This window comes from Anabaena azotica SJ-1, from assembly GCF_047275885.1.
GTDB classification, from domain to species: Bacteria; Cyanobacteriota; Cyanobacteriia; order Cyanobacteriales; family Nostocaceae; genus Trichormus_B; species Trichormus_B azotica_A.
Genome location: NZ_CP178454.1, coordinates 6074914 through 6094410 on the forward strand (window position 1 = coordinate 6074914; position 19497 = coordinate 6094410).

17 protein-coding genes and 1 tRNA gene are annotated in these 19497 nt (G+C 37.7%); 8 read left to right on the plus strand and 10 right to left on the minus strand.

Annotated elements, in window-relative coordinates; all coding sequences use genetic code 11:
- Positions 1-80 precede the first annotated feature (80 nt).
- Positions 81-392: an RNA recognition motif domain-containing protein gene (locus tag ACLLO5_RS26320; RefSeq protein WP_413173416.1), complete on the plus strand. Its 312-nt coding sequence runs from the start codon at positions 81-83 to the stop codon at positions 390-392.
- A gap of 371 nt (positions 393-763) precedes the next feature.
- Here ACLLO5_RS26320 and ACLLO5_RS26325 read toward each other — a convergent pair whose 3' ends face one another.
- On the minus strand, positions 764-1792 hold the full coding sequence (locus ACLLO5_RS26325; protein ID WP_413173417.1) for an NADP-dependent oxidoreductase: 1029 nt from the start codon (positions 1790-1792) through the stop codon (positions 764-766).
- A 179-nt stretch (positions 1793-1971) separates the two neighbouring features.
- Between ACLLO5_RS26325 and ACLLO5_RS26330 the strand changes: the two genes are divergently transcribed.
- Complete coding sequence (locus ACLLO5_RS26330) at positions 1972-2892, plus strand: ribonuclease D (protein WP_413173418.1); 921 nt, start codon at positions 1972-1974, stop codon at positions 2890-2892.
- 307 nt (positions 2893-3199) lie between these two features.
- Complete coding sequence (locus ACLLO5_RS26335; protein WP_413173419.1) at positions 3200-4042, plus strand: tetratricopeptide repeat protein; 843 nt, start codon at positions 3200-3202, stop codon at positions 4040-4042.
- A gap of 111 nt (positions 4043-4153) precedes the next feature.
- On the opposite strand, the gene ACLLO5_RS26340 is transcribed toward ACLLO5_RS26335, so the two are convergent.
- The 4 genes from ACLLO5_RS26340 to chlP form a co-directional block, all read right to left on the minus strand.
- A complete protein-coding gene (locus ACLLO5_RS26340) occupies positions 4154-5809 on the minus strand; it encodes a sodium:solute symporter family protein (RefSeq protein WP_413173420.1) in 1656 nt (551 codons plus the stop codon).
- A 9-nt stretch (positions 5810-5818) separates the two neighbouring features.
- A complete protein-coding gene (locus tag ACLLO5_RS26345; protein ID WP_413173421.1) occupies positions 5819-6070 on the minus strand; it encodes a DUF4212 domain-containing protein in 252 nt (83 codons plus the stop codon).
- Positions 6071-6349: 279 nt separating this feature from the next.
- Complete coding sequence (locus tag ACLLO5_RS26350) at positions 6350-6871, minus strand: DUF29 family protein (RefSeq protein WP_413176200.1); 522 nt, start codon at positions 6869-6871, stop codon at positions 6350-6352.
- Between the two features lie 243 nt (positions 6872-7114).
- The gene (gene chlP / locus ACLLO5_RS26355) at positions 7115-8335 is read right to left on the minus strand and encodes a geranylgeranyl reductase (RefSeq protein WP_413173422.1); all 1221 of its coding nucleotides are present in this window, start codon (positions 8333-8335) and stop codon (positions 7115-7117) included.
- A gap of 310 nt (positions 8336-8645) precedes the next feature.
- Between chlP and yidD the strand changes: the two genes are divergently transcribed.
- The 3 genes from yidD (at position 8646) to ACLLO5_RS26370 (ending at position 12453) form a co-directional block, all read left to right on the plus strand.
- A complete protein-coding gene (gene yidD / locus ACLLO5_RS26360; RefSeq protein WP_413173423.1) occupies positions 8646-9182 on the plus strand; it encodes a membrane protein insertion efficiency factor YidD in 537 nt (178 codons plus the stop codon).
- Between the two features lie 94 nt (positions 9183-9276).
- Positions 9277-10293, plus strand: coding sequence for a sulfate/molybdate ABC transporter ATP-binding protein (locus tag ACLLO5_RS26365; protein WP_413173424.1), 1017 nt, complete (start codon positions 9277-9279; stop codon positions 10291-10293).
- Between the two features lie 186 nt (positions 10294-10479).
- Complete coding sequence (locus ACLLO5_RS26370; protein WP_413173425.1) at positions 10480-12453, plus strand: WD40 repeat domain-containing protein; 1974 nt, start codon at positions 10480-10482, stop codon at positions 12451-12453.
- Positions 12454-12539: 86 nt separating this feature from the next.
- Here the strand turns inward: ACLLO5_RS26370 and ACLLO5_RS26375 are convergent.
- A tRNA-Gly gene (locus tag ACLLO5_RS26375) sits at positions 12540-12611 on the minus strand.
- A gap of 405 nt (positions 12612-13016) precedes the next feature.
- Here ACLLO5_RS26375 and ACLLO5_RS26380 point away from each other — a divergent pair.
- Together ACLLO5_RS26380 and ACLLO5_RS26385 are read left to right on the plus strand one after the other, a co-directional pair.
- On the plus strand, positions 13017-13892 hold the full coding sequence (locus tag ACLLO5_RS26380; protein WP_413173426.1) for an Npun_R2479 family HD domain-containing metalloprotein: 876 nt from the start codon (positions 13017-13019) through the stop codon (positions 13890-13892).
- Between the two features lie 148 nt (positions 13893-14040).
- Positions 14041-15156 (plus strand): ABC transporter permease, encoded by a 1116-nt coding sequence (locus ACLLO5_RS26385; RefSeq protein ID WP_413173427.1) that lies wholly within the window; start codon positions 14041-14043, stop codon positions 15154-15156.
- A 21-nt stretch (positions 15157-15177) separates the two neighbouring features.
- Here ACLLO5_RS26385 and ACLLO5_RS26390 read toward each other — a convergent pair whose 3' ends face one another.
- From ACLLO5_RS26390 to ACLLO5_RS26405, 4 genes are all read right to left on the minus strand, one after another.
- Entirely contained in the window at positions 15178-16203 is a 1026-nt protein-coding gene (locus tag ACLLO5_RS26390; protein WP_413173428.1) for an ABC transporter permease, read from the minus strand.
- A gap of 90 nt (positions 16204-16293) precedes the next feature.
- Positions 16294-17955: an ABC transporter substrate-binding protein gene (locus ACLLO5_RS26395; RefSeq protein WP_413173429.1), complete on the minus strand. Its 1662-nt coding sequence runs from the start codon at positions 17953-17955 to the stop codon at positions 16294-16296.
- 87 nt (positions 17956-18042) lie between these two features.
- Positions 18043-18612 (minus strand): Uma2 family endonuclease, encoded by a 570-nt coding sequence (locus ACLLO5_RS26400; RefSeq protein ID WP_413173430.1) that lies wholly within the window; start codon positions 18610-18612, stop codon positions 18043-18045.
- A gap of 158 nt (positions 18613-18770) precedes the next feature.
- Positions 18771-18968 carry a type II toxin-antitoxin system Phd/YefM family antitoxin gene (locus tag ACLLO5_RS26405; RefSeq protein ID WP_413173431.1) on the minus strand — a complete coding sequence of 66 codons (198 nt, stop codon included), beginning with the start codon at positions 18966-18968 and terminating at the stop codon, positions 18771-18773.
- Between the last annotated feature and the right edge of the window lie 529 nt (positions 18969-19497).

The following is a 19497-nucleotide window of genomic DNA, read 5'->3' on the forward strand; positions in this document are numbered from 1 at the left end:
ATGGGTTTTTTCCTTTTGGTATTTACAGACTTTTCTCCGAAATCTAAATCTCTACACTCTTATGATTTTGGAGACATTCTATGTCAATTTACGTAGGCAACCTCTCTTATGAAGTTACCCAAGATACTCTAACTGCGGTTTTTGCAGAATATGGTTCTGTAAAGCGCGTGCAACTACCTACCGACCGTGAAACAGGCAAACTGCGCGGGTTTGGTTTTGTGGAAATGGGTACAGAAGCTGAAGAAACAACTGCTATTGAAGCACTTGACGGTGCTGAATGGATGGGTCGTGATTTGAAAGTTAACAAAGCTAAACCCAGAGAAGACAGAGGTGGGTCTTTTGGTGGTGGTGGTGGTGGAAATCGCAGTGGTGGTTTCCGCAACCGTTACTAAGCTATTGAATCCAGGATTGTCACTAAATCCAAAAATTTTAGAAATTAATTGAATTTCGCAACGGCTCAGGTATTAGAAAATAGTAATACTTGAGCCTTTTTAATTGATGGTTTTCTGCTAGGTAGGGCTTGCTTAATAAACCTAAAACTTAGATATATGAAGGAAGAGTTTGAAGGTTAAAAAAGGTGAATCAGGTGCAAGGAATAAGCGTTGAAACTATTCATTTACCTATCACTTTTCCAGGTTCAAGATGATTTTTATCTTCTTCTAATTCTTCCTCCTGACTCCTGACTCCTGACTCCTGCTGTAGGTATTTTTGGCATTAGCCTGAAAAAGCTGACTGCTGATAGCTGAATACTTATATTTTTTGATTATGGTTCTTCAGAAATTTTGATAATTAATTTACCCATTTTTGTACTGTCAAAAAGTTTGAGAATTGCTTTGGGAGCATTTTCCAAACCTTCTACAATTTCTTGAGTATATTTAATTTTACCCTCTTTTAACCACTGTCCAATATCCCTAAAAGCAACATCCCTTTGCGGCATATAATCAATGACAATAAAACCCTGCATTAACACACGCTTGAGCAAAATCTGACTAAAATTATAGGGACCAGGTACGGGTTCTTGAGCATTATAAGTAGAAATTAAGCCACATACAGGAATGCGTGCATTTAAATTCACTTGCGTCAAAACAGCATCAAGAATTTTTCCACCAACATTCTCAAAATAGATATCAATTCCATCAGGACATGATTCAGCTAAGGCTGGAATTAAATCAGCCGTTTTGTAATTAATTGCAGCATCAAATCCCAATTCTTCCTGCAACCATTGGCATTTTTTATCAGAACTGGTAATCCCGACGACACGACAACCTTTAATTTTGGCTATTTGTCCCACCAAAGAACCAACTGCACCAGAAGCAGCTGAAACAACTACCGTTTCTCCAGCTTGGGGTTTACCTATATCTAGCAGTCCAAAATAAGCGGTACAACCAATAAAACTCAGGGGATTCAAAAAGGTAGTCAGGGATGCTGGTAAAGGGTTAGGTAGTTTTGTAAGGGAACGGATGTTTTGAGTAGAAATTAGGGCGTAATCTTGCCATCCTAACAATCCAGAAACCATATCCCCTGGTTGAAAGTTGGAATTTTTAGATTCCTCAACTACACCCAGAACTGAACCGCGCATTACTTCCCCAAGTTCCACAGGAGGCATATACTGAGGTTTATCAGTCATCCAAATTCGATGGGTAGGATCTAGAGAAAGATAGATATTACGTACTAAGATTTCACCGTCTTGAATACTGGGAATTGCTTCTTCCCGATACTCAAAATTACTTTCTTCAATATCACCAACAGGACGAGAAGCCAAGCGCCACTGACGATTTATAGTTGTATTCATAAATTTGAGTTTGCAAGTTTTGAAAAATAAACGTATCCCCTATAGGGATGATTTTGGCAAATTGGCAGAAATTTTTTCTAAAATTTACCATAATGATGGGGCAGCAGGTTAGAGCAAAATTAGTCACAAAATGTTAATTTGTAAAACTATGACTAAGTTGAACTGCCCTACATCTACCAATGCCTTATCTTACTACTGCTGGGGAAATTCGTTCCCTGATCGCTAAATATACCATTGCTCAAACTCTGTGGATAGATACAGAAGTTGCTGACTATAAAAGTCGGAATCCTCGATTATCGCTGATTCAGATATTAGACAATCCTCAAGATATGACTGGTGACAGTGTTTATATTTTGGATGTCCTAAATCAGCCCGATGTGATTGTTGATTTTATTGAACAAATCATGGTGAATGCGTCTATTGAAAAAGTTTTTCATAACGCTAATTATGATTTGCGGTTATTGGGGAATAAAAAAGCCAAAAATATTACTTGTACTTTAGAAATGGCTAAGGCAATACCCTATCATATCCTACCTTTACCTAATTATCAACTTAATACTCTGGCTACTGTACTTTGTAATTTTCACGGTATTGATAAACAAGAACAAGGCAGTGATTGGGGTAAAAGACCTTTAACTGATGAACAAATAGAATATGCTTACTTCGATTGCATTTATTTGGCTCAAATCCATTGGCAACTATTAGCATTACAGTCCAAAATTGCCTCAGATCCGGCAAAGGAAGATTTAACAACACTTTCTGAAAAATTTACAGAACTTGAACAAAAGCGTAAGTTGATAAATTCCGAATTTGATTATTTACAAGAGCGATTAAAAAAAGCTATGCAAATTCAAAATGTTTCGGAAACTGAATATTGTCAACTCAGTGGTTATGAACGTAAATCTGTGAAAGTGAAGTTTACAGAACTGGTGCGACTGGTGGAAAATCAAGAAGTTGATTTAGATTTTACAATTACTCTGACTGAGAAATTGCAAAAGGATTTAGGGAGAAATTTGGAACAGTTAAATGTAGATGTTGAAAAAACTTCTGTTTGGCGCTTAATTGCTAAAACTCAGGAAGATGCTGTTAATGATGAGTAATATAGCAATTTTAAATTAGTAGTGAAAAACAACATCCCCGATTATTCCAAAAAATTGGGGATATGATGGTTGATAAAAATGTAGTTAATCACACATTTGAATAATTAGAAAATGAAATATTTTATACAACTAATTGAGAATTAAATAGTTTAATTTAAAAAAGGTTTAACTATATTGAGAAAATATGAGGAAAGCTTGTCAATTGAGTGAAAACTTATAGTACAAGTTAAAATCATTATGGAGTGAAAAAATAAATTAGGTTATGGTAATGATTTACTCCGGGTATGAAAGCAGTTTATAAGAACTTATGAAAGGGCAGTTATTGACACACAAAAAGCAAGTTTTAGGCAAAATATTTACGATAGCAGTGGTTACTGGTTGCACTGGAATGTTATGTGTTTCTTGCAATAGAAGTCAGGATGTTTTGGTGACAGAAATAGGGGTTAGTCCTCCAAATCGTCTGACTCCTAAAACTTCCAAAGCTGGAGAATTCTATATTCAAGGACAGAATCAACACGCTAAAGGTAACTCCCAAGCTGCTATTGCTGCCTATAGTAAGTCGATTAGTCTTAATTCTCAATATGCACCAGTGTTTAAAAGTCGAGGGTTAGCATATTTTGATGTTGGTAATAAAGAAGGTGCGATCGCAGATTATAATCAAGCTTTGCGTCTTAATCCCAATGATGCGGAAACCTACAATAACAGGGGAAATGCCCGCGCATCACTGGGAGATCAACAAAATGCGATCGCAGATTACAATGAAGCTATTCGTCTAGCTAATAACTACGCTGAAGCTTACAATAATCGCGGTAATGCCCGTGCTACCCAAGGAGATAAAAACGGCGCGCTGGCGGATTATACTCAAGCTATCCGTATAGATCAAAACTATTCTGTTGCCTATAATAACCGAGGCAATACTTATGCCTCTCAGGGAGATCAACAGAAAGCGATCGCAGATTATAATCAAGCTATCCGTCTCAATCCTAACTTTGCACCTGCCTTTAATAATCGTGGTAATGCCTTTGCCGCTACAGGAGACAAACGCAGTGCTTTACAAGACCTACAACGGGCAGCAGCCATATTTGATAAAGAAGGTAACAAAGAATTGTATCAACAAGTAATGAAAAATATTGAAGAATTGGGAAGATAGGTAATGGGTAATGGGTAATGGGTAATTAATTTTATTTTTCCCAATCACCAATCACCAATCACCAATCAACTATCAACCATCAACCATCAACTATCAACTATCAACTATCAACTATTCTTCAAAACTAGGAGTTCGTAAATCTTCCACTAAAGCTTGAATATCTGCTGGTGGTGGTGGAGTAAAATGGGAAACTGTGATGGTGACAATAAAATTAATGATCATCCCTAAAGTGCCGATACCTTCAGCAGAAACTCCAAAAAACCAAGGTGTCATTCCCATAAATTTCACACCAATAATATAGATGATAGTGAAAATTAAACCGGTTAACATTCCCGCAATCGCACCTTCGGCATTTGTGCGTTTATCAAAAATTCCTAAAACTATCACTGGGAAGAAACTAGCAGCAGCTAAACCAAAGGCAAAGGCTACCACCTGAGACACAAAACCGGGAGGGTTTACGCCAAAATAACCTGCAAGAACCAAGGCAAAACCAACAACTATCCGCCCTACAAATACTCGTTTTTCTTCAGAAGCTGTTGAATCAAAAATACGATAATAAACGTCATGGGCAATGGAACTAGAAATTACTAGTAATAAACCGGACGCTGTTGATAATGCTGCGGCTAAACCTCCTGCTGCCACCAAAGCTATGACCCAAGGTGCGAGTTTAGCAACTTCTGGAGTAGAGAGAACAATAATATCATTGTCGATGGTAATTTCGTTAGTTTCTTTTTTGGGAGTTAACTGTAATTTACCATCTTTGTTTTTATCTTCAAAAGTGAGAAGTTTAGTTTTTTCCCATTTATTTGCCCAGTCTAATTGTCTAACTTCTTCGACTGTATGGTTGTGGAGAGATTGAATTAAATTGTAGCGGGCAAACATTGATAAAGCCGGGGCTGTGGTGTAAAGAATGGCGATAAATAATAATGCCCAACCTGCGGAAAATCTTGCTGCACGCACATTAGGAACTGTGTAAAACCTGACAATAATATGAGGTAAACCGGCAGTTCCTACCATCAAAGCTATAGTGATGAATAGGACATCCAACATGGTTTTGTTGGCAAAAGGTTGGGTATATTGTTGAAATCCTAAATCAACCTGAATTTGATTTAATTTATCAGCAACATCACTAAAGGTAAATGCTAACTGGGGAACAGGATTTCCTGTAAGAATAAAGGCGATCGCAATGGCAGGAATCAAATAAGCGAAAATCAAGATACAATATTGGGCAACTTGTGTCCAAGTAATTCCTTTCATGCCGCCCAACACAGCAAAAAAGCCGACGATAACTATACCGATAATTACGCCAGTATTAATGTCAACTTGTAAAAAGCGGCTGAAAACAATACCCACACCGCGCATCTGTCCAGCAACGTAGGTAAGAGAAATGAAAATAGCTGCAACTACCGCCACTAAACGAGCTAGATTAGATTTATAGCGATCGCCTACAAAATCGGGAACTGTATATTTACCAAACTTCCGCAAATATGGGGCTAATAATAAAGCTAACAAAACATAGCCACCAGTCCAACCCATCAAATAAATTGAACCATCATAACCCAAGGTAGAAATTAACCCTGCCATGGATATAAACGAAGCCGCAGACATCCAATCAGCTGCTGTTGCTGCACCGTTAGCTATCGAAGGAATACCTTGACCAGCAATAAAGAAATCTTTTGTATCCTTTACCCGCGATTGCCAACCAATGTAAATATAGAGTGCAAAAGAAAGTCCTACTAAGATAATCGTCCAAAGTTCAACTGACACCGTTTATCCTCACTTTTTATTATATTTGCTGTCTAATTTATCCATTTGGAAAGCATAGGTAAAAATCAAACCCACAAAAATCAAAATAGATCCTTGTTGTGCCATCCAAAAACCAAAAGGTAAACCAAAAAAGCGAATTGTATTTAAAGGTTGAACCAGCAAAATACTAAAAACAATCGAAGCTAAAGCCCAAATAATTAAAAGATTTCTGATTAAAGCAGTGTTAGCACGCCAATAGGCAAGGCGTTTTTCTTCATCCATTGTTTTTATCCAGGGTGAATCATCGGTAATATCAATCAGCCGTTATTATCTAGCCTGACCCCGGTTTTTTATGTTAAGTTTTTTGAATTTTTGTTAATGGGTACATCTAATTTTTGATCTCACGCAGAAACGCAAAGAAGGAGAGAAGAAAATGAAACCCAAATTTGATTAAATTTTATTTATTTTCCTAGAAATAAATCTAATTTTAGTATTCCCCATTAAGAGGCAAAAATCTCAAATATCTACTGAATTTCATATATTCTATAAAACTTCACCTTTTTAACCTTTACGATTAATCCAATTTTCCCCTCCTGGTAATTGAACTAAAACTTCTGCAATAGCATTAGGTAGAGTTTTAGATGAATGGTTATAAGTTAAAGTTAAGAATTTAAAACTTGTTTGTAATAAATCAGTTTTATCTACTATTTCTCCTAATTGAAATTGATTATATGCACCATTTAAAACTTCTTCACTCGCATTTGCTATAGCTTCTTCCATCACTTCTTCTAAAATAAAATCTTCCCATTCATCTGAATTTATATAATATGATTTTTTATTTTCTTTCAGATTAACATCCTTAATTTCTAAAACTGCATTTCTAATAGAGGCAGTCCAAGAATTTGTTAACCGCTTCTCAATTTGATTCTTAATTAAATGTATCAATAAGACCTTTAAAAAAGACTTTATTTGCCGTAAAATCGCCTTTTTACTCATCCCCTCTAACTCATCTACAATAGCCAAAGCATCTGCATAACGTTGTTCTAAAATACTATTTCTGAGGTCTATTAATTCTTGTGTCATTGGTGTATTAACCTCAAACGCAGTTAAAATACTCTTTAATAGTAACATATCATCCCCATACCTCTCAAACACGCTTTGTTAACGTGAGGTTAGGTGTCTTTTCAATTTTTAATTGGTATTAGTTAAAATTACTCAATCTGTGTAAAAACCTCTCTCAATATCTTTCAGCTTTTCTTTGTGAGAAAAACAAAAAGAGATCGAAAGAGGTTTTACAGTTAAGTTGATCAATTGAACAGCAACTTATTAAGGTGCAAGGGCATTACCACGCAATAAACTAGCAATGGTTTTGGCAGTAATTTTCAGTTGAGTGATAGGATTAGCTGGAACTACTGTTTTATACAAATAGCTATCAAATGTCAGCCGTTGTACATCCATGTCATCACACATTTCTACAAATGCTTCGCGGGTAGCATCGGAACGATAGAACACGGTTTGGAGAATATCCAATACCTTGTAAGTGAGTCCGTATTTCTTATCCCAACGCTTGAGGTAAAGTTTCAAGTCGTTTTCTGTAGGGATACGCGCACCGCTGTTAGAAACTTCCACAATGGTTTCTGCACACATCCGCCCAGATTTAGCTGCAAAATAGATACCTTCACCAGAGGACTTGGTAACATAACCAGCAGCATCACCTACCAACGCAATACGTCCAACTACACGACGAGGACGGGGATGTTCTGGGATGGGGTGCGCTTCGACTTTGATAATTTGACCACCAGCTAATTTTTCAGAAGCACGGGCGCGAATACCCGCTTGCAACTGTTTGATGCTGGCTTTATTAACCTGCATTGTTCCTGTACCAACAGCTACGTGATCATATTTGGGAAATACCCAGGCGTAGAAGTCGGTAGAAACGTCATTACCAACATACATTTCGGCCATGTCGTTGTAGTAGGCCATTTTGTCTTGGGGTAGACGAATGCGTTCTTGGAAAGCGATCGCATAATTGTAATCCCCAGCATCCATTTCTTTCGCAATGCGGGAATTTGCCCCATCAGCACCAATCACTAAATCAACCTTCAGCGTTTTCGCAATCCCTTGCGCCCCACCCTCTGTATGGTCAACGTAATGGATTGTATAGGGGTCAGTGTTGTTTGTGGGTATATCAAGTTTATGAACAGTGGCGTTAATTAAATTAGCACCTAGTTTTGCCGCCCGTTCCCGTAGGAATCCATCCAATACTTCACGGCGGCACATTCCTATATATTCTTCTTCATTTACCAGATTGATATCTACCTCACGATTAGAAGGAGAAATCATTTTCATCTTCCGCACTCGACGGTCGATAATCTCTGGAGGTAGTTCAAACTCACTCACCATACATAGGGGAATAGCACCCCCGCAAGGCTTGGCGTTGTCCAGCTTGCGCTCAATTAAATAAGTTTCAATCCCAGCTTTTGCTAATGTCTCAGCAGCAGATGAACCAGCTGGGCCTGAACCAACAACAGCAACCCGTAGTGTCAAAGGTTTTCTCCCAATCTTCACATTTACCGAAAGCATCCTATCATGTACTTTCGGCTGATTTGGCGCTTAAGCTTAGGGTTTTGACAGAATTGCAATATTCTTTAACATTTCGACATATTTATCCTCATTATCATTATAAATTTCTTTATGCTCAATAGATAATGGTCAATGATAAAAAATAAGAGGAAGGAGTTCAGGAGTTCAGGAGTCAGGAGTCAGAAGAAAGAAGAAAGAATTAATTTTTACCCTGCGCCTCTGCTCCCCTGCTCCCCTGCCCCCTGTCTATTAAAACGCTTATATGTAACAAAATATGCAAACTTCTGTATTTGACTCCCTATCACGAAACATCAGTGTAACTGCGATCGCAGGCTATCAAAGACACATTTCGCCCCACAAGGGCTTTCAATGCGCTCATCGAGTGTTGTATGGTAGTGTATCCTGCTCTCAATACATTAAACAAGTCATTGCTGAGGAAGGGTTAAAAGTCGCTTTCATCAAATCTCGGCAAAGATTCAAAGCTTGCAAACAAGCAAATATTATTCTTAAATCCCAAGCTGAAGAACTAGAACCACCAACAGAAACCGATGAGGATAACCAGACAAAAAAACCTTATCCTGCGCCTAAATCCTCTTGTCAAGATAGTTTTGATGTTGTGGATTTAGGCGTTAATTGTGCTGATGCTAGTTGCAATTGTCCAGAACTACTGAATATGACTCCAGATTGTGGTTCATTAGATTGTGGTTCATTAGACTGTGGTACTACTGATTGCAGTGCTTTGGATTGTAGTTCCCTTGATTGCAGCGGTGCTGATTGTAGTGGACTTGATTGTGGCGGTTGTAGCTGGTAATTTTCTCTAAGCCAATCTATTCTGAATGTGATATAAATAAAAATACAGTAATCCTACCTAAAAACCGTAGATTAGTTGCAGAGGTATAAAACCAGTGGGCATTGTAGTTGAAAACGTCTCTAAGCAATTTGGCAGTTTCCAAGCTGTTGAGCAAGTAAGTCTAGAAATAAATAGCGGTTCACTAGTTGCATTACTAGGCCCTTCAGGTTCTGGTAAATCTACCCTGTTGCGACTAATATCGGGTTTAGAAATGCCAGATAGTGGCAAGATTATCCTCACAGGCAAGGATGCTACATATCAAAGTGTACAAGAACGGAATATTGGCTTCGTATTTCAGCATTATGCCTTATTTAAGCATTTAACAGTCAGACAAAATATTGCTTTTGGCTTAGAAATTCGGAAAGCCCCGAAAAAGAAAATACAGGGGAAAGTAGAACAGTTATTAGAATTAGTACAATTGAACGGTTTAGGCGATCGCTATCCTTCCCAGCTTTCTGGTGGACAAAGACAACGGGTAGCATTAGCTAGAGCATTGGCTGTAGAACCTAACGTATTATTACTAGATGAGCCATTTGGCGCATTAGATGCCAAAGTACGCAAAGATTTACGTGCTTGGTTACGTCGTCTCCATGATGAAGTCCACGTTACCACCGTTTTTGTTACCCACGACCAAGAAGAAGCAATGGAAGTTGCGGATGAGATCGTAGTCATGAACAAAGGAAAAGTGGAACAAGTAGGAACACCAGCAGAAATTTATGACCATCCCGCGTCAGCATTTGTCATGAGTTTTATCGGTCCTGTGAATGTTTTACCCAGTACCTCCAAAATATTCCAGACCAGTGGCTTCGATTCAGCAAATCCAGAAGTCTTCTTGCGTCCCCAAGACGTGATTGTGGAAAGAATCGCCAACGGTACAACCGCACCCGCTCTAGTTAGTCGTGTGATACATCTAGGGTGGGAAATTCAGGTAGAGTTAAAGTTAGATGATGGACAAACAGTTACAGCCCATTTAACACGCGATCGCTTTGATGAGTTAAAGTTAGAAGCCCAAGAGCGTGTCTACGTCAAGCCCAAAGACGCAAAATCGTTCCCACTTTACTATTCCATATAGAAGCAACTTATCCCCAAACCTACGCCAGCAGAAGGTTGAACTCCTTATATTTGCTAGATTTTTGGGGTAGGTTTGCGTGCTGTTCCAAAAACTTGATACTAATTAAATTAATAGTTACACGGATACATTAAGAACTTTAATGGTTAAAATTGACTAAGCCTGTGTTTTTTCAACCTTGTAACTTATATGTCATTTGATATTGTTGGTGCTGCCGTCGATTTTGTTACTCTTACCACTAATCGAATTGTTTCAGCATTTACCAGTCAAACACTTATTAAAGAAAATCAAATTAATCTACCTGCCACAGTTCAAAAAGTCCGACAAGATCAGCGCGTAATTCAAGCAGAGATAGATTACTATCAGCGCAGAGAAGCCAGAAAAAAAGAATTTATACAAATTCAGGAAACCTCTGTTGATACAGATATAGAAGTAACATTATTACCTAGTAGACAAGAGAAATTACTTAAAATAAAACAGGAAGAAATCGAAGACAGGAGCAAATTAAGTGCATTGTATTTAGATTTGAGTCGAGAGACAACTGCTCAAGAAATTGAATTGAAACAAAAAGAAATTCAGGGAATCTTCGATCAGCAAAAATGGCCTGGTATTTTGAGTCGTGATGAAGCACAGAGAATTTTCATAGATGAACAAAAGAAACCACGCTTATTGATATTAGTACCACCTCCTGATATTAGCGAAGACTTTCCGATTTCATTTCGTGATAGCCTCAAAAAAGAAATTCGCAACCAATTAAAACTATTCTTAGAAAAATATTATCCTCTTCATGGTGATTACTGCCCAGTTGAATTTTATGGTAAATATTTTGAGCGTTCAATCTTTGATGCTGAAGTTAAGCAATTAGAAACAATCTTATCCGCTATACCAACCGCAATTATTTACACTGACATTACAGACCACGAAGTTTATTTCAATGTCAAATTTTGGGGTTTGCAAGAACCAGTATCTTTATCTTTTGAGCCTTGGAACTGGGAAGAAGTAAAAGGACAACTCGAAGAAGTTGGCAGCGATCAGACTAAGAGTTTGCGAGCAATTAGACAAACTATTGTCATTCTGCACAAGCTGTTAGCAGCATTTTTAGCAGATTGGTATTACCTAAACATCAACCCAAATTATGAACCTCAGCTATTTAAATTAAGTGCAGATTTTCCTTCAGTCTGGACTGAAGAAATGTTACAAAAACTCAGAATCATCCTACAAAGGTATAGAGCAGCTTATAACTATGAGTTAAAAACATTAGCAAATGTTGAAATAAAAAAACCAAAATTTTGGCATTGTGTCGATACTTTGTATGGTCATTCAAATTATGTTTTTTCAATTGCTGTTAATCCTGACGGAAAAACATTTGTTAGTGGCAGTGCAGATAAAAACCTTAAAATTTGGGATATCCAAACAGGAGAACTGCTTCACACTTTAACTGGGCATTCCAACTATGTTTGCTCAGTCGCTATTTCTGCTGATGGACAAAAAATTGCTAGTAGTAGCTACGACAAAACATTTAAGTTATGGAATTCATTAAAAAGCAAAACATTCATTGAACATTCAGGTTGTGTAACTTCAGTTGCCTTTAATGTTGATGGTAATACATTTGCCACAGCCAGCTTAGATAAAACCATTAAAATATGGGATGTAAACACTGAAAAATTAATATATACTTTAAATAACCATGCAAATTACATTAACTGTGTAATTTTTACATTGGATGGACAAAAATTAATTAGCTGCGACTCTGATAAAACTATCAAAATCTGGAATGTTAAACAAGGGCTAGAAGTTTTTAGCATTACTGGTCACACGGATGCGATTAATACTATAGCTATTAGCCATGATGGCAAAACTTTTGCAACTGGTAGTCATGACAGAACAATTAAACTTTGGTATTTGGCAACAGCAGAACTTATTCACACACTGAATGGACATCTAGACTCTGTAACCAGCGTTGCTTTTAGTCCTGATGGCAAAACTTTAGTAAGTGGCAGTAGTGACAACACAATTAAGCTTTGGAATATCGAATCAAAAGAATTGATAAATACTTTTTCCGAACATTCCTCCAGCGTTCATAGTGTGGCTTTCAGTGTTGACGGCAATAAAATCATCAGTGGCAGTGCTGATAATACAATCAAGATATGGCAATTTGATTAATAACTTGATTAAAATAAGAACATAAGACTCTCTAAGGTGATATATCAATTATCACCTTTGGGAAAAATGGAGAAATAAATCTTGAAAGCGGGCGATGGGACTCGAACCCACGACATTCTGCATGGGAAGCAGACATTCTACCACTGAATTACACCCGCACATAGCAATGATGAAAATTTAGTCTAAATGTCATTATATCATAAGTCAGTAAAAATTGAAGAACCGTATTTTTTCTATGTTGGGCTGCTGAATAGAAAGCATAATGAACTGCATCAACTTAACTCATCAACTAAGATAAATTGAGAAGGATCATGTACACTTAATCCAATGGGAGTTAAAAGCACTAAAGTCTCTGGCTATACTAACTTCCTAATTTTATGATTAGCCCTTCAGTTGCCTGAAAAGTTTTACCTTTTCGATCATGCGATCGCCCCTTCTGCAAGTAAAACACCGGGATTACTAGCCGCAGAACCTTTACCAACATCAAAAAAGCCGAGTGTAAACTGACCGTAATTACAAACGGTGAATGCGATTATACAAAATAGATACCTTGAGCCTCCAGTATGTTCAACACCACTGAAATTATCATTAATGCTTTTGTAAATCAACTCCGCTCAGGATACCAACGTACCTACGGTGGATTAAAAACTGATTATCAAGACATCATCGCTTGGGCTGGTAACATGGCATTAGAAAACATTGCCAACAGTGATGCCCTATATCACAATGTTGAACACTCCGTTCTTGTTACCCTAGTAGGACAAGAAATATTGCGTGGTAAACACATCCGTGAAGGAGGAGTTTCCAGCGAAGATTGGTTGCACGTCATCATCTCCTTATTGTGTCACGATATTGGCTACGTAAAAGGAGTTTGCCGAGAAGACCAAGAATCAGAAAGCCTATACGCTACAGGTCAAAATGGGAACATGGTTTCTCTTCCTGCTGGTGCTTCTGATGCTAGTTTGACACCCTATCATGTAGATCGGGCAAAACTATTTATTGATGAGAGATTTGGTGGACATCCTTTAATAGATTCCGATGCAATCAAAGATAATATTGAATTAACTCGCTTTCCAGTTCCTAGCGCAGATGATCATCAAGATACCAGTCACTTTGCCGGATTAGTACGTGCAGCAGACTTAATTGGACAATTAAGTGATCCCCGTTACTTGAAAAAAATTACAAGTTTATTTTATGAATTTGAAGAAACAGGAATCAACAAAGCTTTAGGCTATAAAAATCCTGGAGACTTACGCAAAAATTACTCCAAATTTTACTGGAATGGCGTTTACCCTTATATCAAAGAAGGATTACGTTATTTAGGTCTAACACAACAAGGAAAACAAGTTTTAGCTAACCTCTATTCCAATGTATTTGTTGTTGAACATGAAAAACAAAATGAAGAATTGCGATATTTAGCAGAACAGTTAAATGCTTAGGTAGTTAAAATTGCTCAAATTTTGGATTTTCAAATTCTGCTTTTGGATTGAAAATTCAAAATTTTAAAAAGCTCCCATACCCAGAATTGATTCAGACAAAAAATCTAAAATTCAAAACTGAAAATTCTTATACTTGTAAATAAAAATTATGAATTGGTGGCAGAGACTCAAAAAAAATACTTTGGCGCGATTTGGGGCAACTCTACTATTAGTGTTCTATTTAGCAGTAATTGGGGCTGATTTTATCGCCCCCTATAATCCTTATGATTCACAGCCAAACGGTTCACTACTGCCACCTACCCGCATTCATTGGGTTTCCCCAGAAGGTAAATTTATTGGTCCCCATATTTATCCCACAACTCAAGGAGACACAAGTCTAGAAACAGGGGAAAGAAAGTTAATTATAGACTCTAATAAACCTACACCTTTACGTTTATTTGTTTCCGGGACTGAATATAAATTATTTCAGTTGAGTTTACCCCTACCTCCTAAATGGGATGAAGTCACCATTATTCCTGGTATACCCCTCAATTGGCATTTATTCGGCTCAACTGGTGAAGCAAAATGGAATATTCTAGGTACTGATGAACAAGGAAGAGATCAATTTAGCCGTCTCCTTTATGGTGGTAGAATTAGTTTATTTATCGGTATTTTTGGCATCATCATTACCTATCCACTGGGATTATTTATAGGAGGGATTTCTGGTTATTTTGGGGGTATAGTTGATAGTATAATTATGCGTTTAGCAGAAGTGCTGATGACATTTCCTAGCATTTATTTGTTAGCAGCATTATCGGGAGTTTTAAGCCCACAATTAACCAGTACACAGCGATTTTTTCTAATAGTTATTATTACTTCTGTAATTAGTTGGGCAGGTTTAGCCAGGGTGATTCGTGGTCAAGTTCTATCAATTAAAGAACGAGAATTTGTCCAAGCATCACTAGCAATGGGTGGTAAGCCGATTTATATTATTCTCCGTCATGTTCTCCCCCAAACAGCTAGTTATGTCATTATTTCTGCTACTCTGACAATTCCTAGTTTTATTGGTGCAGAAGCAGTTTTGAGTCTGATTGGTTTAGGCATTCAACAACCAGATCCTTCCTGGGGAAATATGCTTTCTTTAGCTAGTAATGCTTCAATTTTAGTATTACAACCTTGGTTGATTTTACCACCAGCAATCCTGATTATTCTCACTGTTCTGGCTTTCAATTTACTGGGTGATGGGTTGCGTGATGCCCTTGATCCCCGCAGTTTACAGAGATAAAAAGGAAATCCTCTAAATCTTCTAATACCTAATTCGCGGATCTACATAAGCATTGAGAATATCAATTAAAATACTCGCACTCACAACGATCGCACCAAAAAATACTAACACCCCCTGCACCGTAGGATAATCCCGGTCAGAAATGGCTTGATATAATCTATTTGCTAACCCAGGCCAGGAGAAAGTTACTTCAGTTAAAATCGCCCCTCCTAACAAAGATGCAAATGTTAATCCTAAGACCGTAATTACGGGAATTAAGGCATTCTTTAGAGCATGGGAGACTAAAATTTTATTTTCGGGAATTCCTCGCGCCCTAGCCGCTTCTACATAATCAGCTTTTAAGGTCTGCTTTAAATTCACCCTGACAATGCGTTCAAAAATGCCACTAAGCAAAATTCCTAAAGTCAGACTCGGTAAAGCCAAATGATGTAAAGCTGTGAAAAATTGACTGAAATTACCACCTAATAAACTATCAATTGTATATAAACCAGTAATAGGTGCAGGTGCAGGAAGATTAGGGGGAAAACGGTTAGAATTGGGAAACCAACCAAGTTGCACTGAAAAAATTAATTGTAATAACATTCCCGCCCAAAACATGGGGAGTGCATAGGTAATTATTCCAAATAAACGCCCACCTAAATCAAAAGAAGTTCCTGGACGAGAAGCAGAAAGTGTACCTACTAAAATCCCGACAATTAAAGCCACTAACATACTACAAACAGCTAACTCTACTGTTGCGGGAAAATGTTGACTAATGATTTCCCAAACATTTTGACCACGACTGGTTAAGGAAGTACCTAAATCAAAATGCAAGATATTTCCTAAATAATTGAGGTATTGTAGCCAGATAGGCAAATTTAAACCTAGTTGTTTTCTTAACTCTTCTTTTGCACTTTCTGGCGCACGTCCACCAAGAATTGCATCTGCTGGATCGCCTGGTGTTGCTCTTAGTAATAAAAAGACGATGGTAATAATAGTTAATAGTTGCAGTGGCGCAAATAGCAACCGGGAAACAATGTAATACTGTAAAGCTTTTGAACGGGACATATTTTAGAAGGAGTCAGGAGGCAAGGGAGGCAGGGGGAGCAGGGGAGGCAGGGGAAGAATTATATATAACTTTTCCCCAGTCCCCAGTCCCTACTTTTTAATGTTCTTGTAAATCAAGTTTTGGGTAGGATCAAGTTTGACATCACTTACACCTTTTTGAGCAAATACATAATCTTTGTTTTGCCATAAAGGAATGTAAGGAACATCTGTCACAACTTTGTTTTGAATCTCAGTAAATATTTTCTTTCTGGCTTCTGGGTTTTGTTCTTTACGTTGTTGATCAATGAGTTTATTCATTGTTTGGCTATAGTAAAAAGACCCTTGAGTTTGACTTCCACCTTCTTCACAGCCTTTTGCTTCTGAACCTTTTTCACAAGCTAAAAATGGCTGGACATAATTATCTGGATCTAAAAAGTCTGGATACCAATCCAGTAAAGCTATTGGATATAAACCTTTGGAAATTTCTTTAAAAAAGGTTGCACCTTCTACGGTTTTTACTTCCAATTGTAATATCCCATCCATTTTAGTATCAGCCAGAGATTTTAGTGTCTGTGCGGCTAAACTGCGAGTAGGTGAACTTGCAGGATACCAAACTTGGATTTTAGCGGGATTTGATTGAGAAAAACCAGCGGTAGTTAACAATTTTTTGGCTTCTTCAAAGTTACCATCACCATATTTATCTTTAAATAATGGCTGGGAAACATTAAAGGTAGTGGGAATCATGCTGTAAAGCGGATCTGCTTGATTAAACAAAACTCGCTCATTGAATAATTGACGATTAACTAGTGATGCGATCGCACTTCTAACTTCTGGTTTATCCAAAGGTTTTTGATTGCGATTCAACACCATATAACTAACTACACTACCTTGAGCAGTGATAGCTTGCCAATCTCCTTTTTTAGCACCTTCTTCTAAACTGCGAATTTGGTCAGGTTGTAAAGACAGGTAAGCAACGTCTACCGCACCAGTTTTAAAAGCATTGAACAAATTCACTGGACTGGTTTGAATCTGCACATTAACGCCTTTATTTGCTGGTTTTTCTCCCCAGTATTTATCAAATACATCAAATCTGAGAGAGTCAGTCCCATACTGGGCTAATTTATAGGGGCCAGTTCCGACAAAGATATTGGGTTGAAATTTACCTGTACCAATTTCGTAAGCTTTGGGAGAGACAGCACACACTCCAGAAAATGCTAACAGTGAAGGAAAGGCTGCAAAGGGTTTTTTCAGCTTAATTGTTAATTCATACTCCCCTGTAGCTTTGACTGAATCTACCGTATCGGAAAGCAGGAAAGATGGTTTACCCTTATTTTCGATAAAACGCTGGATACTAAATTCCATTGCCTTAGCGTTAAAAGGTGTATCATCGTGAAAAACTACGCCTTGACGTATAGGTATAGTGTATGTTAGACCATCTGCACTAACTTTAGGTAAAGCTGTAGCTAACTGGGGTTTAATTTCCGTGCTACCTGGTTCGTAAGTATATAGGCGATCGCTCATATTAAATACTAAACCCAAGGAAGCCAACTCATAGGCATCAGCCGGATCAAGGGTTCTTGGCTTTGATGTTGTACCGATAGTAATCCGTCCATCACCAGCAGGAGTATTGACAGCACCAGATGTAGGTGGTGTACTTGGCTGTGGACTGGGGGTACAGCTTACAGCCAATAATAAACATATAGAGAATAAAGATAAGAATTTCGCAATTCTACCCCACCGTCTCATAGACCGAGAAACCCAAGTTATGACCATTAATTTTTTTAAATCAGCAGTTAATCATTTTAGGATATATATTTAGGTAATTACATCTAGTCAAATTATCTTCACAAGAAGACCATTTCATCCCTGTAAAACTTGAGCAGCAGTCAATTTGAGATCAGGAAATAGGGGAGAAACGATAAAGCTATCATTTTCATATACCTGCTCTTCATAAAAACCTTCTACCCATTCCAACACTGTCACCTTTTGAGTAATTGGATCAACAATCCAGTATTCAGCAATACCCCGCGCCGCATATTCCGATCTCTTATAGCGATAATCACGATTAGCCTGATTAGGACTTACCACTTCAACAACTAACAATGGTGGTGGCATATCCATATATACCAATGAACGAGTAGTTCCTGCCATTGCCACAGCTAACTCTTCAGAATACACTACCAAATCAGGTACACGCACACCCACACTTCTGCTATTTACAGCTACCTCCGCCTTCATCCGCAAACGAGAAGATGGGATACCTAGTTGAGAAAAATAGATCAATAGAAATATAGCGATTCGTTGATTTATATCACTTTCCGAAGGCATGGGAATTAATTTTCCATTTTCCAATTCATATAAACTATCTGTACCATCGTCATAGTTGAGAAATTCCTCAAAAGACATCTTGTTAGCAATTGCCACCGTCATTGCTTTTTCTCCCTTGGGTTAGCTAATATTAATTATCGCTTACTCCTAGCCCACTGTTAAATTACCTAGATTTTTAATAACAAACCGCAGAGGCGCAGAGGACACAGAGAAAAAACATCAGTAATCTTTTAGCGAGAAGGGAGTAGTTGTTTGATATTTTATTCTTCAATTAAGTCTCTCTCAACAACCTCACCTGCTTTTGCTGATTGAATTGAGGTCAGAAGATGTTTGGCGTTAACAGGATTTGACAGCAAATACAATGTTTCTTGCCATGATGAAAATTCGTCTAGAGAAATCAAAATAGCCTTATTGCCTTTGTTATTACAAATAATTGTCGGTTCTACATCTGCAATCAATCTATCAAACCATCTAAGTCATGACTTGCTTGCTGAGTAGTAATTGCATCCATTTTATGCTCCTTTTTTCGTGAATTGATTAGTTAAATTTTAGCTTAGAAATTTTAGGCGCACTTGAGTTTCATAGATGTAATGGACGCAGCGAACAAATTTTTCTTGAAGATAACTACGATAACAAGATTGGTTGTAACAACATTGTGCAATCCATTGCGTCCGAGAGCCAGCAAGCGTTTATTCCTTACCGATCACCAGAGTCATACCGTGTAAATTCTGTCTAAAATAAAACTAGTAATTCTTCAACAAGCGATCGCGAAGCACTGCCGCAAGCAGTTCGCCAGCTAAAACCCCAATCTGGTTTTATGCCGTACATTCTGGACTGAAAAAACTTCAACTTTCCAGATGGATGAGATGACAATTAGCAGCATTTTGAGGATTGGAAACGATATTTGAGCAACAAGCTACGTAATCCCAGCTATGGAAACGCTTGCAAAGCGTTCCATCAATAGTTACACTTTTTAAAATATTCTCA

What these genes read in the sequence shown, in the direction of transcription:
- ACLLO5_RS26385 (WP_413173427.1), top strand. Translation starts at nt 14,041, where the DNA reads ATGAATTGGTGGCAGAGACTCAAAAAAAATACTTTGGCGCGATTTGGG.
- ACLLO5_RS26325 (WP_413173417.1), bottom strand. Translation starts at nt 1,792, where the DNA reads ATGAATACAACTATAAATCGTCAGTGGCGCTTGGCTTCTCGTCCTGTT.
- ACLLO5_RS26320 (WP_413173416.1), top strand. Translation starts at nt 81, where the DNA reads ATGTCAATTTACGTAGGCAACCTCTCTTATGAAGTTACCCAAGATACT.
- ACLLO5_RS26345 (WP_413173421.1), bottom strand. Translation starts at nt 6,070, where the DNA reads ATGGATGAAGAAAAACGCCTTGCCTATTGGCGTGCTAACACTGCTTTA.
- ACLLO5_RS26335 (WP_413173419.1), top strand. Translation starts at nt 3,200, where the DNA reads ATGAAAGGGCAGTTATTGACACACAAAAAGCAAGTTTTAGGCAAAATA.
- ACLLO5_RS26350 (WP_413176200.1), bottom strand. Translation starts at nt 6,871, where the DNA reads ATGACACAAGAATTAATAGACCTCAGAAATAGTATTTTAGAACAACGT.
- ACLLO5_RS26380 (WP_413173426.1), top strand. Translation starts at nt 13,017, where the DNA reads ATGTTCAACACCACTGAAATTATCATTAATGCTTTTGTAAATCAACTC.
- ACLLO5_RS26400 (WP_413173430.1), bottom strand. Translation starts at nt 18,612, where the DNA reads ATGACGGTGGCAATTGCTAACAAGATGTCTTTTGAGGAATTTCTCAAC.
- ACLLO5_RS26370 (WP_413173425.1), top strand. Translation starts at nt 10,480, where the DNA reads ATGTCATTTGATATTGTTGGTGCTGCCGTCGATTTTGTTACTCTTACC.
- ACLLO5_RS26390 (WP_413173428.1), bottom strand. Translation starts at nt 16,203, where the DNA reads ATGTCCCGTTCAAAAGCTTTACAGTATTACATTGTTTCCCGGTTGCTA.
- yidD (WP_413173423.1), top strand. Translation starts at nt 8,646, where the DNA reads ATGCAAACTTCTGTATTTGACTCCCTATCACGAAACATCAGTGTAACT.
- ACLLO5_RS26330 (WP_413173418.1), top strand. Translation starts at nt 1,972, where the DNA reads ATGCCTTATCTTACTACTGCTGGGGAAATTCGTTCCCTGATCGCTAAA.
- ACLLO5_RS26395 (WP_413173429.1), bottom strand. Translation starts at nt 17,955, where the DNA reads ATGGTCATAACTTGGGTTTCTCGGTCTATGAGACGGTGGGGTAGAATT.